At 73.2% G+C, this 14,471-nt stretch carries 12 protein-coding genes; 7 read left to right on the top strand and 5 right to left on the bottom strand.

Annotated features, from left to right (window positions below):
* Positions 1-65: 65 nt before the first annotated feature.
* From ABZ172_RS16920 to ABZ172_RS16910, 3 genes are all read right to left on the bottom strand, one after another.
* Positions 66-1,049: a LacI family DNA-binding transcriptional regulator gene (locus ABZ172_RS16920; RefSeq protein WP_356884565.1), complete on the bottom strand. Its 984-nt coding sequence runs from the start codon at positions 1,047-1,049 to the stop codon at positions 66-68.
* 196 nt (positions 1,050-1,245) lie between these two features.
* Positions 1,246-2,223: an ROK family protein gene (locus tag ABZ172_RS16915; RefSeq protein WP_356884499.1), complete on the bottom strand. Its 978-nt coding sequence runs from the start codon at positions 2,221-2,223 to the stop codon at positions 1,246-1,248.
* The gene (locus ABZ172_RS16910; RefSeq protein WP_356884498.1) at positions 2,220-3,932 is read right to left on the bottom strand and encodes a class I mannose-6-phosphate isomerase; all 1,713 of its coding nucleotides are present in this window, start codon (positions 3,930-3,932) and stop codon (positions 2,220-2,222) included. The genes ABZ172_RS16915 and ABZ172_RS16910 overlap by 4 nt, the downstream gene beginning before the upstream one ends.
* Positions 3,933-4,221: 289 nt before the next feature.
* On the opposite strand from ABZ172_RS16910, the gene ABZ172_RS16905 reads away from it, so the two are divergent.
* From ABZ172_RS16905 to ABZ172_RS16875, 7 genes are all read left to right on the top strand, one after another.
* Positions 4,222-5,535, top strand: coding sequence for an extracellular solute-binding protein (locus ABZ172_RS16905; protein ID WP_356884497.1), 1,314 nt, complete (start codon positions 4,222-4,224; stop codon positions 5,533-5,535).
* Entirely contained in the window at positions 5,532-6,491 is a 960-nt protein-coding gene (locus ABZ172_RS16900) for a sugar ABC transporter permease (RefSeq protein WP_356884496.1), read from the top strand. The genes ABZ172_RS16905 and ABZ172_RS16900 overlap by 4 nt, the downstream gene beginning before the upstream one ends.
* A 2-nt stretch (positions 6,492-6,493) precedes the next feature.
* On the top strand, positions 6,494-7,333 hold the full coding sequence (locus tag ABZ172_RS16895; RefSeq protein ID WP_356884495.1) for a carbohydrate ABC transporter permease: 840 nt from the start codon (positions 6,494-6,496) through the stop codon (positions 7,331-7,333).
* A 47-nt stretch (positions 7,334-7,380) separates the two neighbouring features.
* Positions 7,381-8,562 carry a glycoside hydrolase family 76 protein gene (locus tag ABZ172_RS16890; RefSeq protein ID WP_356884494.1) on the top strand — a complete coding sequence of 394 codons (1,182 nt, stop codon included), beginning with the start codon at positions 7,381-7,383 and terminating at the stop codon, positions 8,560-8,562.
* Between the two features lie 62 nt (positions 8,563-8,624).
* The gene (locus ABZ172_RS16885) at positions 8,625-11,753 is read left to right on the top strand and encodes an alpha-mannosidase (protein ID WP_356884493.1); all 3,129 of its coding nucleotides are present in this window, start codon (positions 8,625-8,627) and stop codon (positions 11,751-11,753) included.
* A gap of 196 nt (positions 11,754-11,949) precedes the next feature.
* On the top strand, positions 11,950-12,444 hold the full coding sequence (locus tag ABZ172_RS16880) for a hypothetical protein (protein ID WP_356884492.1): 495 nt from the start codon (positions 11,950-11,952) through the stop codon (positions 12,442-12,444).
* A gap of 14 nt (positions 12,445-12,458) precedes the next feature.
* Positions 12,459-13,040 carry a DUF6529 family protein gene (locus ABZ172_RS16875; protein ID WP_356884564.1) on the top strand — a complete coding sequence of 194 codons (582 nt, stop codon included), beginning with the start codon at positions 12,459-12,461 and terminating at the stop codon, positions 13,038-13,040.
* A gap of 104 nt (positions 13,041-13,144) precedes the next feature.
* On the opposite strand, the gene ABZ172_RS16870 is transcribed toward ABZ172_RS16875, so the two are convergent.
* Positions 13,145-13,753, bottom strand: a complete 609-nt coding sequence (locus ABZ172_RS16870; RefSeq protein ID WP_356884491.1) for a phosphatase PAP2 family protein — start codon at positions 13,751-13,753, stop codon at positions 13,145-13,147.
* Positions 13,753-14,421 (bottom strand): DedA family protein, encoded by a 669-nt coding sequence (locus tag ABZ172_RS16865; protein WP_356884490.1) that lies wholly within the window; start codon positions 14,419-14,421, stop codon positions 13,753-13,755. The genes ABZ172_RS16870 and ABZ172_RS16865 overlap by 1 nt, the downstream gene beginning before the upstream one ends.
* Positions 14,422-14,471: the final 50 nt, after the last annotated feature.

Raw genomic sequence — 14,471 nt, 5'->3', positions numbered from 1 at the left:
GGCGGACCGTCCGCCGGTCCGCCGGGTGGCGGCGGTGTCCCGGGGAGGGGCGGACGGTGCGAGGGTTACGGTCGGTCGGTCCCGTACCGGATGACCTGGGTGGGGACCACGGAGCGTCGTGCGGGCACGGGGGTGCCGGAGCCGGCGCTGATGCGGTCGATCAGCATCTGGCCCGCCCTGCGCCCGATCTCGTCGGCGTCGTAGGACGCGATGGTGAGGGGGAGCCCGAGGACGTCCGCGAGGTCGAAGTCGTCGAAACCGGCCAGGGAGACGGGGACTTCGAGGGTGCGGACGGCCCTGATGGCGCCCTGGGTCAGACGGTTGTTGGTGCAGAAGAGCGCGGTGGGGGCGTCCGGTTCCGCCAGCAGGGCGACGGCGGCGCGCTCGGCGGTGGCCACGTCGGCGAGTCCGCGGCGGATGTGGCGTTCGTCCGGCTCCAGGCCGGCCGCCTCGTGGGCGGCCCAGTAGCCGCGGAAGCGTTCGGCGCCGGTGTAGAGGGCGGGCGGGTTGCCCAGGAAGCCGATCCGCCGGTGCCCGTCCTCGATCAGCCGGCCGGTGGCCGCCTCGGCTCCGCCGAAGTCGTCCACCAGGACGCAGTCGGCGTCCATGCCGGCGGGCGGCCGGGAGGCGAGGACGATCGGCATGCCGCGCAGCGCGGCCGGTCCCAGATGGCGGTGGCTGCCGCCCGCGGGCACCACGATCATCCCGTCGACCTGACGGGATGCCAGGTCCTCCACCAGTCCCTTTTCCCGGTCGACCTGTTCGGCGGTGTTGCCGAGCAGAACCCGCAGGCCGTGTTCGTACGCGACCTCCTGGACGCCGAGCGCGAGCCGCGAGTAGAAGGGGTTGGCCAGGTTCGTGACGACCAGGCCGATCATCCCGCTGCCGCCGACCCGGAGGCGGCGGGCGGTCTCGTTGCGCCGGTAGCCGAGGGCGTCGACGGCGTTCAGCACCCGCTCCCTGGTCGCCTCGGTGACCCGGGGGTCCTCCTTGAGCACCCGGGAGACGGTCATCGCGCTGACCCCGGCGCGGGCGGCGACGTCACGCATCGTCGGCGTGCCGGCGGCGTCAGTGGGTCGGTGCTGCGCCACGGCCGTTCCTTCCTTGGTGCCGTCAGGGAGTCTGTGCCGTCGATGGGCTGCCGGAGCCGCAGGCGCCGTCATTGTAGAGAACTCCGGGCCGGTGGCGCCGTCCGGCCCCGCGGGCGGATCCGGCCGCTTCCCCGCGGGTTCCGGGCCGGCCGCCTCACGGCCGGTCCGCCCGGTGGGCCCGGTGGGCGTCGGCGGGTGGGGTGACGGCCCTCGCCGGGTGCCCCAGGGCCCAGTGGGCGGCGCCGATCAGGGCCGCGTCGGGCCGGAGGGCGGGACTCAGGCCCATCGCGGAGACGGTGGTGCGCGCGTCCGGTCCCGCGGCCCCGGCGGCGGTGAGTCCGCTCCGCAGCGCGGGGCCGATGAGGTCCCAGGACGCGGCCATGGAGCCGCCGACGACCATGACGTCCGGCCCGAACGCGGCGCACCAGGGTGCGAGGGCGCGCCCGAGCGCGGTGAAGCAGCCGGTGATCGCCGCCGCGGCGTGCGGGTCGCCGCCGCGCGCCAGGTCGGCGAGGGCTCCGACGTCCGGGCCCTCGGTCCGCGCGTCGAGCCCCGCGGACCGGGCGTAGCGCGCGCGGATCGCCCGTCGCGAGACGACCTCCTCCAGGGGCAGGCCGTCGACGGTGATGCGGTGCGCCCTGCCCTCGGGCGGCACGGTGGGGCCGTCGGTGACGGGGCGTCCGTCCTGCAGGAAGGAGGATCCGACGCCGGTGCCGAGCGTGAGGCACACGGCCCTCGCGCGCCGTTCCGCGGCACCGCTGTGGTACTCCCCCACGGCGAAGGCGTCCGCGTCGTTGAGAAAGCTGACGGCGCTCGGACGCGGCAGCCGGGCGCGCAACTCCGTACCGACGTCGACGCCGTGCAGCGACTCGAACTTGCCGATGCCCCGGTACCGGCCGATGCCGGCCGCGTAGTCGAAGGGCCCCGGCAGGGCGACGCCCCAGCGCGCCCCGCCGGGCGCGGCGAGGTGCCGGGCGGCCTCGGCGAAGGAGTCGAGGAGTTCCGTGGCGCCGGCACCGGCCGCGACGGGTCTGCGGACGACGGACCGGGGCACCGGCAGGCCGGTGGCCGTGTCGACCAGGGCGGCGGTGACGTGGGTGCCGCCGATCTCCAGCACGGGCACCCGGATCATGACGGCTTCACCAGGGACTTGACGACCTGGGCGGGCCGTTCACCGACGGTGTGGAGGCGGTAGCCGCCGACGGACGCCGGCACGGTGAGGGTCTCGGCGAACGCGAGGTCGTGCCGCCGGCCGTCGGCGGTCTCGACGACCACCCCGTCGCCGTCGACGACGTTGAGGATGTGGAAGCGGCCGTCGGTGTCGTCGTCGGCGGGTGCCGTTCCGTCGAGGACGAGACGGTGGACCGCGTAGAACATCTCGGGCAGGTCCCCGAGGACCTCCTCGCGCCAGCCGGCGCCCTCACGGAGGACGCGCGGCCGCTGGACGAGGTCCCGGGCGACCTCGGGGCCGCTCCGTGCGGTGTCGAGGTTGGCGAAGGCGTGGCGGTGGGACAGCGGCCTGGGCACCCCGGATGTGGAGCGGCGCAGCCAGTCGTAGAAGCGCAGCGAGTAGAGGTAGGGCGTGGCGCTGATCTCCAGCACGAGGTTGCCGGCGCCGGAGGCGTGCGGGGTGCCCGCCGGGATCAGGAACAGCTGACCGGGCTCGGCGGGGAACGTCTGGACGTGGTCCTCGACGCGCAGCGGTGTGCCGTGCGTCGCCGACGCCTCCACCTCCTTGCGCAGGGTGTCCGCGTCCGTGCTCCGGCGCAGTCCGAGGAAGACCTGGGCGCCGGGGTCGCTCGCGGTGATGTAGTAGGTCTCGTGCTGGGTGTAGGGCCAGCCGAAGGTCTCCCGCATGTACCGCTCCCTTGGGTGGCAGTGCAGGGAGAGGTTGCCGCCGCCGACGGTGTCGAGGTAGTCGAAGCGGATGGGGAACGAGGTGCCGTAGCGCCGGTGCACGTCCGCGCCGAGGAACTGCTCGGGGTGCAGGACGCACAGCAGTTGGAAGGGCAGCTCCACCAGCGGTCCGGCGTCCTCGCCGACGAGGACGCCCGCTTCGGGGGCGATCAGCTCGTAGCCGAGGGCCGTGTTGCCGTGCTCGGGCACGAAACCGAGCGTGTCGGCGGCCCACTGCCCGCCCCAGGGGGTGGAGTTGAAGTACGGGCGGGTGCGCACCGGCTGCCGGGCGAGGCCGGCGAGCGTGGTGCGGACCGCCTCGCCGTCCAGGGAGGCGGGGGCCTGCGGGTCCTGTACGTCGATCCACCGGTCGATCCGGTGCACGAGGGCGTCGCGGTGGCGGTCGGCGACGGGCCAGTCGGTGTAGAAGAGGCTGCGCAGTTCACCCGGCGTGTGCGGGCGCCCGAGGTTGACGCCCACGGGCAGTGCTCCGGACGCGACAGCACGCTCGGCGTACCGCTTGGGCAGGTCCGCCCACCAGACCAGGTCGGGCGAGCAGAGGGCGGCGCCCGGGCCGAACACCAGCAGCACGCCGGTCCCGGGCCGCTCCACGGACAGCGGGCCGTCGAAGAGATCGGCCATCTCGAACCCGGCGAGCGGCAGTATGAAGGCGTCGGCGTCGGGCCCCGGGACGCACAACCGCTCCGTGGCCTCCGGTGACCAGCGCGCGCGCACGTCGAGGACCGCCGTCCCGGTGGAGCGCTCCCGCAGGGCCGCGGTGATCCCGCGGGCAGCTTCGTCCCAGTCCAGGGCCGCGGGACCGTCCAGGGCGAGCACGACCGGCCGGGCGGGCAGGGAGGCGACCGCCTCGCTCCACCCGGTGGCCACGGCGCCGGCGGCCGGGTAGCGGGGACGGTGTTCGTAGGGGCGGGACTCTGGGTGCACGGGATCTCCTGGAGGGGCGGGCGATCGATCGACCGGAAAGATGGTATCGATAACAATCAAGGTGGACAAGGTCGGTGCACGATCGTCATGCATCGCAGCAGTTGGGCGCGGTCTTCGGACGTTTTCTCGTCACGGAGTCTTGTTTCGGCCCCATGGTGTCGTTAACATCCTGGCCATCCGAACCGCCGATGCCGTGCGGTGCGGCGAGATCTCTCGGAGGGCCGTACGCCCTCACCCACCACACCCCAGAGCCGGGGATCCCTGCCGGGGTCCCGAGGGAAGGGAACCCATGAGATCAACCGGCGGGGCGACACGATGGTCGTCCCACCCGCTCGGCCGCCGCAGCGTCCTGGCGGGCATCGGAGCGGGCGGCGCGGCCGTCCTGACGGGCTGCGCACGGGGCGACAGCACCGCGGTGAAGCCCGGCACCACCTCGCTCGCCAACGACAACGCCACCTGGGACGAGGGCTACGTCGCGGCCGGACGGGAGCTGAAGAAGCTCACCGGCCACGCGCTGCGTCCGCTGTCCAACCCGAATCCCACGTCGTACCGGCAGGTCACACAGATCTCGCTGCAGACGACCAAGGCGACCGACATGATCAAGTGGGCCTCGGGCTACTTCCTCAAGTCGCTGGCCCGCACCGGAGAGCTCAGCGACCTCTCCTCCCTGTGGGCCGACTACGAACGCAGGGGCTGGGTCACCCCGCAGACCCGTGAGGCGATGTCGTACCGCGGCTCCGTCTACGGGATCCCGCTGTACGAGTCGTACTACGTGCTCTTCTACAGCACGGCCCTCTTCCGGAAGCACGGTCTGCGTGCGCCCGGTACCTGGGAGGAGCTGCTGCACAACGCCGAGGTGCTGAAGAAGGCGGGCGTCGTCCCGTTCGTCGCCACGCAGAGCGGCAACTGGCCCGCCTACGAGTGGTTCCAGGAGCTGGTCAGCAAGGTGGACCCGGCGTTCTACGCGGACCTGGTCGGCGGGAAGGCGCGCTACACCGACCCGCAGGCGGAGAAGGCCCTGCAGATCTGGCAGGACTTCATGCGCAAGGGCTGGATGACACCGGCGGACTTCGATCAGAACAACGGTGCCGCCGCGCTGAAGGCCGGGCGGGTCGGCATGTTCCTGCACGGTTCCTGGCAGTCCCAGGGGATCGCCGCCACCGGGATGGCACCGGGGGTGGACTTCGACGCCTTCGTCATGCCTCCCGTCGACGCCTCCACCCGGCGCTCCGTCATCACCGAGTCCGGGGTGCTCGCCGTGCCGCGCAAGGCCGTCTCGCACGACGCGGCCATGGCCAACGCGGCGAACTGGCTCGATCCGAAGGTCCAGAAGGTGTGGACCGACTTCCTCCAGGACGCGTCCGCCAATCCGCTCTCCCGGCCCGGCAACCCGGTGATGGCCGGCCTCAAGGAGCGGTCGCTGCGGGAGGGCTGGACCCTGCTGCCGCGCTACGGCGAGTCGGGCCCGCCCAACCTCGTCCAGGGGAACACCGACGACCTGGGGAGCTTCATGACCGGGGCGTCCTCCCCCCGGGCCACGCTGCGCAGCATGGCGGGCCGGGCGGCCGAGGAGTGGGCCGTGTGGGAGAGGGACGAGGCATGAGCTCTTCCCTCGACCGGCGCCCGGCGCCGCTCCCCGGTGCGTCCCCGTCGGCGGGACGCGGCCCCGCGGGCTCCCCACCCGCCCGCCGGCCCACCCGGCGGACCCGGGAGAGGCTGGCCGGAGCCGGCTTCCTGGCCCCTGCCGTCCTCCTGGTGAGCGCGCTGCTGCTGCTCCCGTTCGCCTCGACCCTCTACCGGAGCTTCTTCGACGACCGGCGCGTCTCGGGCTTCGCCGGGCTGGACAACTACGCCCTCTTCCTCGACGACCCGGTGCTGACCCGCTCGATCCAGAACACCCTGATGTGGGTGGGCGGCACGGTAGCGCTGCCGCTCGCGCTGGGCCTGGCCATCGCCGTGCTGACCCAGGGCGCCGGCTGGTCCCGTGCGGCCCGGCTGATCGTCGTCCTGCCCTACGCCCTGTCCGGCTCGGCGGTCGCGGTGGTGTGGAACTTCGTCCTCAACACCGACGGCGCGGCGAACCAGGTGCTCAAGGCGTTCGGCATGGAGTCGTTCGCCCAGGGCTGGCTGCTGGAGTGGCCGGGGAACACACTGGTGATGATCATCGCCAACACCTGGCAGTCGGCGGGCGTGGCGGTGATCCTCTTCCTCGTGGGGCTCCAGACCATCCCGCCGGAGACCCTCGAGGCCGCCTCGCTGGACGGTGCGGCCGGCTGGCGGAAGTTCTGGTTCGTCGTGCTGCCCCAGCTGCGGACCGTGTCGGTGATCGTCGTCGGCACCAGCCTGGTGAACGGACTCAAGTCCTTCGACCTGATCTGGGTGCTCACCCAGGGCGGACCGGGCCGGCAGTCCGAGACGCTCGCGGTCTCGATGTACCAGGAGACCTTCCTCGCCCTGCACCCCGGAGCGGGAGCGGCGGTGGCGGTCGTCCTCACCACCATCGTGCTGTTCAGCTCGTGGCTGTATCTGCGGCGTCAGCTGACCCCGAAAGGCACCTGATCATGCCCACCGTCCCGCGCACGCGCCCCACGCCCGGCAGGATCCTGCGCAACACGACCCTGGTGGTCGTCTCCCTGGTCTGGGCGCTGCCCACCTGGCTGCTGGTGGTCAACGCCCTGGTGCCCGCGGCCGACTACAGCGGTACGCCGCACTGGTGGCCGCAGGGCTTCGGTCTCTTCGACAACATGGCGCAGGCCTGGACGAAGGCGGGGCTCGGCCCCTCCATGGCCAACAGCCTGCTCTATGCCGTCACCAGTGCGGCCGCCGCCATCGTGGTGGCCACCACCGCCGCGTTCGCGACGGTCATCATGCCGGTGCAGCGCAAGACGCTCTGGTTCTGGCTGATCTACTCGGGGACCCTGCTGCCCCTCCAGGTCTTCCTGCGCCCGCTGTTCCTCGCCTACGCCGGAACCGGCCTCTACGACGCCCAGTTCGGGCTGTTCCTGGTGTACGCGGCGATCGCCGTCCCGTTCGCCTACTTCATCATGCGCAACTTCGCGCTGACGCTGGCGCCGGAGATCATCGAGGCCGCCCGGATGGACGGCGCGTCGTGGTGGCGGATCTTCCGGCAGATCCACGTGCCGCTGTCCAGGTCCGCCATGGTGGCCGCCTTCGTCTTCCAGTTCGTCGCCGTCTGGAACGACCTGCTGTTCGGCATCACGCTGTCCACCAGCAAGAACATCCGGCCGGTCATGGCGGCGCTGGCCGAGCTCCAGGGCAACTACTCCAGCGTGGGCCCCCCGGTGGTCCTCGGCGGTGCGCTGCTGGTCTCGCTGCCGACCGTCGTCCTGTTCTTCTCGGCGCAGCGCTTCTTCGTCAGCAGCCTCAAGCTGCACGGCTGAGCCCGTCCCGGCCGCCCCCGCACTCTCCACCTCCCGAAAGGCAGACCATGCCGAAGACACCCCTGGGTGCCGCACTGGCCCTCGCCCTCCTCTCCGGAGCACTCTGGGCGAGCCCCGCCGCCGCTGCCGGCGGCAGCGGGGAGACCTCGCCCGCCGCCTGGACGCGTCGCGCCGAGGTCACCTACGACGCGTTGCAGGAGCACCTCTACCAGGGCCCGCGTGCGCACGGGCTGTACCTGGAGAAGACGCCGCGCAAGGAGGGCGAGAACCCCCACTCCTACCTCTGGCCGCTGCGCGAGGCGGCCGCCGCCACCGTCGACATGTCCGAACTGCCGAAGGTCGGCGCCCGCTACGAGCGTGCCGCCGCCGAGCGCTTCGAGACTCTGGGCCTGTACTTCGAACCACGCGACGGCCGGCCCGGATACGACTCCTACCTGCCCGCGCCTCTCGGCCAGGGCGGCGACGTCTTCTACGACGACAACGCCGTCGTCGGGCTCTCCTTCCTCGACCAGTACCGGGCGACCGGCGAGCGGCGCTATCTCGACCGGGCGGTGGAGACCCACGCGATCGTCGCCCGGGGCTGGGACGAGGACCCCGCCAAGCCGTGCCCCGGAGGGATGCGCTGGGTCGACTCGCCGGACAACACCATGCGCGCCGCCAACGTCACGGGGCTGGCCGCCCAGCTGGCGGCCGAGCTCTACGCCCTGGACCACGACCGCCGGTTCCTCACCGGTGCGCAGAAGTGGTACGAGTGGAACTGGTCGTGTCTGCGCCGGTCCCCCGGCCTGTACGACAACAGCCGTGACGACGACGGCACCGTGAACGAGACCCTCTGGTCGTACAACTCCGGCGCGATGATCGGGACCGCGACCACCCTCTACCGGGCGACCGGGGACCGGAGCTACCTCGACCGGGCCGTCGAGGACGCCAGGGGCTCGCTGGCGTACTGGAAGCAGGGCGACCGGCTCCACGACCAGCCGGCGATCTTCAACGCCTTCTACTTCGACAACCTCCGCATCCTGAACCGGGTGCGGCCCGACCGGGCCTACCGGACGGCGGCCGCCGCCTACGCGGAGCGGACCTGGAAGGAGAACCGGACGGCGTCGGACGGCCTGTTCCGCTTCCAGCCCTCCGGCGGCGGCGACCACGCGCCGGCCGCCCAGGTCGAGACCCTCGAACAGTCCGCGATGGTGCAGATCTTCGCGGGTCTCGCCTCCGAGCGCTCCTGAGCCGTCCCCGGCGCGGCCCGAGCAGCACGTCCCGGCATCCCATACGAGTGGAGAACCCTCCCATGCCCCGCCCCGAACTTGCCCGTCCCTCCTGGTGGGACTCGAACATGGCCCGAGACATCCTGCGCGGGCGCGCGGTGTCCGCCGAGGGGGACCTCGGCGGACACCGGGTCAGGCTCTCCTGCGAGCCGCTGCTGCGGCACGACGGTGCGGGCGGCCTGCTCCAGTCCGTACGGGTGGCGGCGGACCGGCGGCTCACCCGGGCCCGCGTCACCACCCTCGCCGGCGGTGTCCTGCGCTGCGACGTCCTTCCGGGGCCGGGGACGGACACCCGGCTGCTGGTGCCGGAGGTGGACGCGCCGACCCCGGTGCGGGTCGAACTGCCCGAGCTCGGCGGCGCGGAGAGCATCGAGGTGCTCCTGACCCCGCAGCGCTACTGGACGCTCCACCTGGTCCAGCACGCCCACCTGGACATCGGGTACACCGACCCGCAGGGCACCGTGCTGGCCGAGGGGCGGAAGTACCTCGACTCGCTGCTCGAACTGTGCCGCGCCACCGACGACCGGCCCGACGCGTCGAAGTTCCGCTGGGCGGTCGAGGGCTTCTTCAGCTACGAGAACTGGTCGCGGAACCGGCCGCCGCGGATGGTCGCGGAGTTCCTGGACCGGGTGCGCGAGGGGCGTGTCGAACTGACCGCGATGCCCTTCAACCTGCACACCGAGACCTGCTCCACCGACGAACTGCACGAGCTGCTGCGGCCGGTGCGGGAACTGCGGGAGCGGGAGGGCATCGACATCACCACGGCCATGCAGACGGACGTGCCGGGGCAGGTGGTCGGGCTGCCCGACGTCCTCGCCGCCAGCGGGATCCGCTACCTCTCGGTCGCCCACAACTGGGCCGGGCGCGCGGTGCCGCACCACGTCGGCGGCCAGGACCTGCCGCGCCTGTTCCGGTGGCGCGGGCCCAGCGGGAACGAGGTGCTGGTGTGGCGGACCGACACCCCGCACGGCCTCGCCTACATGGAGGGCTCGATCATCGGCTTCGACGAGTCCTTCGAGCGCGTCGACGACCTCCTGCCGGGCTACCTCTCGGCGCTGGCGAGCCACCCGTACCCGCACGAGGGCCGCGGCATCCCGGGATTCCCCGTCCTGGACGAGGAGTTCACGGGTGAACCGTATCCCTGGGACGTCCTGCACCTGCGGGTCCTGGGCAAGTTCGCGGACAACGGGCCGCCGCGCCGCATCATCGCGGACACGGTCCGCCGGTGGAACGAGGAGTGGGCCTTCCCCGTCCTGCGCACCTCGCGCAACGAGGACTTCTTCGCCGACGCCGAGCAGCGGCTCGGCGACCGGATCGAGACGTTCGAGGGCGACTGGACGGACTGGTGGGTCGACGGCGTCGGCGCGGGGGCCGTCCCGCTGGCCGCCACCCGCGACGGGCAGGCGGCGCTGGCGGAGGCACAGACCGTCGCGGGCCACGCGGAGATCCTCGGAGCCGCGGAGGCGTCCGGGATCACCGCGGCGGCCCCCGAGGTGTACCGTGCCGCCTCCCTGTTCAACGAGCACACCTGGGGGGCCGGCGACCCCTGGACGCACGGCGATCACGGCCATGCGTCGGGCGAGCGGCAGTGGCACTGGAAGTACGCCCAGGCCCTGGGCGCCCACGACGGCGCGCGCACCCTGCTCGACTCGGCGGCCGCGGCACTGGGAGAGCGCCTGGCCCCCCGGGAGGGGAGCCTCGCCGGGTACTACGTCGTGAACACCTGCGGCTGGGAGCGGTCCGAGACCGTCAGGCTCTTCCTCCCCGAGAGCACCGTGCCGCTCGCCGACGCGGTGCGGGTCGTCGACTCCCGCAGCGGTACGGCGCTGGAGGTGGTGGAGGAGGAGCAGAGCAACGAACTCCACCGCGCGGCCGGCCGCTTCCTGCTGTTCCGGCTGCCCGGCGTACCGGCGCACGGAGCCGTTCGGGTGGACGTCGAGCCGGCGCCCGCCCCCTCGGCCGGACCGGAGCGGGAGGACGGCTCCCCGGCCGGTGCCTCCACCGTCCTGGAGAACGAGTTCCTGCGCGTCCGGGTGGACCTGGCGTCCGCCTGCATCGACTCGGTCCTGGACAAGCGGACGGACCGCGAACTGGTCCGCCAGGACGCCACCGTCGGCTTCAACGGGTATCTCTACGACGAGTACGCCACGGCGGGCGGGTTCAACCACCAGTCGAGCAAGACCATCGCCGACGACTCGATGCATCTGCTGGCCACCCGGAACACGGCTCCCCCGGCGGCCCTGGTCGAACGGACCTCGGACGCGACCGGGGAGACGCTGGTCTACGCGTGCACCCCGGCCGGCACCCGGGGCCTGCGGGTCAGGGTCCATCTGCCGCGCGGGAGTGCGCGGATCGACCTGGAGAACCGGATCGACAAGGCCGCCACGCTGACGAAGGAGAGCGCGTTCTTCGCCTTCCCGTTCGCGATGCGCTCCCCGGTCGTCCGGATGGAGGCGACCGGCGGCGTGACCGGCACGGGGCTGCCCGTCGTTCCCGGTTCGGCCCGGCACATGCGGGCGGTGCGCCGCTGGGTCAGTCTCCAGGAGGGCGCCACCGGCGCGGCCCTCGCGACCCACGACGCACCGCTGGTCCAGGTGGGGGGTGTGGCCGTCCCCTACGCGCCGTATCCGCAGTCACTGGCGCAGGAGGAGCCGGGGACGGTGTTCTCGTGGGTCCACAACAACATCTGGGACACCAACTTCCCCTCGGAGCAGGCGTTCGACCATGTCTTCCGGTACAGCGTCGGGTGGCAGGACGCCGCGGCGCCCGGTGGCGCGGTGCTCGGCATGCGCACCGCCGCCGTCGGCAGCCGTCCTCTGCTGGCGGTGCGGGCGGGCGGGGCGGCCGAGCCCTCCCCCGGCACCTCCTACGCGCTGCTGACGCTCGACGACCCGCGGGTGCGGATCGTCGGCCTGACCGTGCCGGAGCCGGGCCGGGTGCTCGTCCGCCTGCAGTCCTTCGCCGAGGAGGCCGTCGTCTGCCGGATCACCCCGGGCTTCTCCTTCACCGGGGCCGCGTCCGCCGACTACCTCGGAGCCGTGGGCCCCGCGCTGCACGCCGCGGCGGACGGCTCCCTGCCGGTCCCGCTGCCCCGGCTCGGGACCACCGCGGTCTCGCTGACGACAGGAGGCACGGTGCAGGAGCTGGAATGACGAGGTGCGGCGGGCCCCGGCGGGCGGCTCGCGGGGCGCCGGTCCGGTCGGTCCGGCCTTGCGTACGGGCCGCCGCGGCACGGGAGTCGGGGGTGCCCCCGGGTGAGTGGTCTTGCCGGTGGGGCTGTGAACGGACGGCTGCGGACGGGGAGATACCGGGGGTCCCGCCGCAGTCCCCCTCACACCCGGAGCCCCGATGAAACGCCCCGCCGCCACGGCCGCCTGTACCACCGTCCTGCTGCTCGCCGCCGCCCTCACCGGCTGCTCGGACGGCACGTCGCAGGGGGAGGGCCTCGGGCCCACCGCCGCCGGCGCCTCGCCCTCCGCCCCGGCCACCGTGGACACCAAGGCCGAGGGCAAGCTGGGCACCATCCTCGTCGACGACAAGGGCAACACGCTCTATCTGTTCCTCGCCGACACGAAGAACACGTCGAACTGCGCGGGCGCCTGCGCCACGGCGTGGCCTCCCCTCCTCACCAAGGGGGCCGCCGAGGTGGGCAGCGGCGCCGACAAGAAGCTGCTGGGCAGCACCAAGCGTTCCGGCGGCGACGAGCAGGTCACGTACAACGGCCACCCCCTGTACTACTACGCCGGCGACACCAAGCCCGGCCAGACGAACGGCCAGGCCCTCAACCAGTTCGGCGCCGAGTGGTACGTGCTCGACGCCAAGGGCGACAAGGTCGAGAGCTGAGCCGGCCGGAGGACCTGCGCGCCGGGCGCCGTGCGGGCGGCGGCAGGGGCGCGGCCCCCGTCGCCGTCCTCGCCGTCCTGCTGCCCGTCGCGGCCGGTGTCGGGGTCTACCTCTTCGGCACCCTGCACACGCCGCGCTACGACAGCGGGCTCCTCGGTGAGCACGGCCCCGCCGCCGTCGACCTCAAGGCCGAGCTCAGCACCGCGCTGCTCGGTCTCGCCCTCGTCCAGCTCTGCCTCGCCGTGTGGATGTACGGCCGTGTGCCGGGCGTCGCCACGGTGCCCCGGGCCGTGCGCCCGTGGCACCGCGCGCTCGGGGTCCTCGCGTTCCTGCTCTCGCTGCCGATCGCCTGGCACTGCCTGACGACCTACGGGATCGAGACGACGTCACCGCGGGTGGCGATCCACTCCTTCGCCGGGTGCGCGCTCTACGGGGCGTTCGTGGCCAAGGTGATCGTGGTGCGCAGCAGGCGGCTGCCGGGCCTGCTGCTGCCGGCTGTCGGGTCCCTGCTCGTCCTCGGGGTGGCCCTCCTCTGGTACACCGCCGCGCTCTGGGTCCTCGGCGGGGGATCCGTCCCGGGATTCTCGACCGTCTGAGCGAGGCGCGGACGGCCCCCCGCCCGGCGGGAAGGCACGGACCCGCGGCTTCCCGCCGGGGCGAGCGGTGGGAAGCCACCGTGCGGCGGAGGGCGGGCGGCGGGTCACGCCGGGGTCAGCAGGGGGCGCAGCGGGCCGCCCTCCAGGCGGGTGGCGAGCGCGCCGCCATGCCGCCGTACCGCTCCCATGACGGGAAGGGCGACGAGGGCGCCGACGAGGAGCCCGGCCAGGACGTCGTGCGGGTAGTGCGCGCCCACCCATACCCGGGAGGCCGCCATCAGGACGGCCGCCACCGCCGCGACGAGGCCGAGGCGCCGCGAGACGAGGAGCAGGGCGAAGGCGGCCGCGGAGGCGATGACGGCGTGGTTGCTCGGGAAGGACCAGTCGCCGGGCGCGGGGCACGCTTCGAGGGTGATCGCGTGGAGTTGCCGGCAGGGCCGGTTCTCGTGGACGGCCGACTTCAGCAGGGAGTTCACGCCGAACGCGAGGACGGTGACCAGGGGGACGGCCAGCGTGGTGACCGCGGCGGCCGGGGTGCCCGCCCGGCGGGCCCGCCACCAGGCGAGGAGCATCAGCAGCGCGAACACGCCGAGCCCGTAGGCCGACCATGCGGTGATCAGGCCGTCGGCCCAGCCGGGCGTCCGGTGGGCCAGTCCGACGACCTCGAGGTAGGCCGGGCCGTCGAGGGAGGAGCCGTCGTAGGAAGCTTGCATCAGGGGGTCTCGTTCCGGTGTGCGGCGGCCCGCCGGGAGCGCAGCAGTTCGACTGCCAGCGGCACCAGGGACACGGCCACGATCAGGGCGACGATGGGCAGCAGGTAACGGTCGACGTCGGGGACGGAGGAGCCGAGGGCGTACCCGGCCAGCACCAGGCCGGCCGTCCAGACCAGGCCGCCGGCGAGCTGCCAGACGGTGAAGACCCGGGCGGGGATGTTCAGCGCACCGGCGAGCGGGTTCAGGACCGTGCGCACCACGGGGACGAAGCGGGCCAGCACGATCGCTCGGGCGTGGCCGTACCGCCGCAGGAGCGCCTCGGCGCGCTCGGCGCCCGCCCGCAGGCGCTCGGACCTGCTCCGTGCGAGAACCGCTCCCCCGGCTCTGCGTCCGATGAGGTAGCCGCACTGCGCACCGGCCAGCGCGCCGGTGGCGGCGGCGACCAGGACCCAGGGCAGGGACAGTGTCGCGGCCCGGTCCGCGGTGCCCGCGCACAGCAGTCCGGCGGTGAAGAGCAGGGAGTCGCCGGGCAGGAAGAAGCCGACCAGCAGCCCGGTCTCGGCGAACATCACCACCGCGATGCCCAGGACGCCGAAGGTCGCCAGCAGCGACCGGGCGTCGAGGAGGTTCACCGCGAGGGGGGCTGCGGCGATGACGGACAGGGCCATGGGTGGGCGGCCTCTCGCTGAACGCGGACAGGGGTGACCGGCAGGACCGC

The sequence above is a fragment of the Streptomyces sp. NPDC006296 genome, assembly GCF_040613235.1.
In the GTDB taxonomy this organism is placed as follows: domain Bacteria; phylum Actinomycetota; class Actinomycetes; order Streptomycetales; family Streptomycetaceae; genus Streptomyces.
This window is presented reverse-complemented; position numbering and strand designations above follow the sequence as displayed.

Excerpts from the sequence above, each read along its gene's own strand:
- ABZ172_RS16865 (WP_356884490.1), bottom strand. The coding sequence starts at position 14,421 with ATGGCCCTGTCCGTCATCGCCGCAGCCCCCCTCGCGGTGAACCTCCTC.
- ABZ172_RS16900 (WP_356884496.1), top strand. The coding sequence starts at position 5,532 with ATGAGCTCTTCCCTCGACCGGCGCCCGGCGCCGCTCCCCGGTGCGTCC.
- ABZ172_RS16920 (WP_356884565.1), bottom strand. The coding sequence starts at position 1,049 with ATGCGTGACGTCGCCGCCCGCGCCGGGGTCAGCGCGATGACCGTCTCC.
- ABZ172_RS16885 (WP_356884493.1), top strand. The coding sequence starts at position 8,625 with ATGCCCCGCCCCGAACTTGCCCGTCCCTCCTGGTGGGACTCGAACATG.
- ABZ172_RS16880 (WP_356884492.1), top strand. The coding sequence starts at position 11,950 with ATGAAACGCCCCGCCGCCACGGCCGCCTGTACCACCGTCCTGCTGCTC.
- ABZ172_RS16890 (WP_356884494.1), top strand. The coding sequence starts at position 7,381 with ATGCCGAAGACACCCCTGGGTGCCGCACTGGCCCTCGCCCTCCTCTCC.
- ABZ172_RS16905 (WP_356884497.1), top strand. The coding sequence starts at position 4,222 with ATGAGATCAACCGGCGGGGCGACACGATGGTCGTCCCACCCGCTCGGC.
- ABZ172_RS16915 (WP_356884499.1), bottom strand. The coding sequence starts at position 2,223 with ATGATCCGGGTGCCCGTGCTGGAGATCGGCGGCACCCACGTCACCGCC.
- ABZ172_RS16870 (WP_356884491.1), bottom strand. The coding sequence starts at position 13,753 with ATGCAAGCTTCCTACGACGGCTCCTCCCTCGACGGCCCGGCCTACCTC.
- ABZ172_RS16895 (WP_356884495.1), top strand. The coding sequence starts at position 6,494 with ATGCCCACCGTCCCGCGCACGCGCCCCACGCCCGGCAGGATCCTGCGC.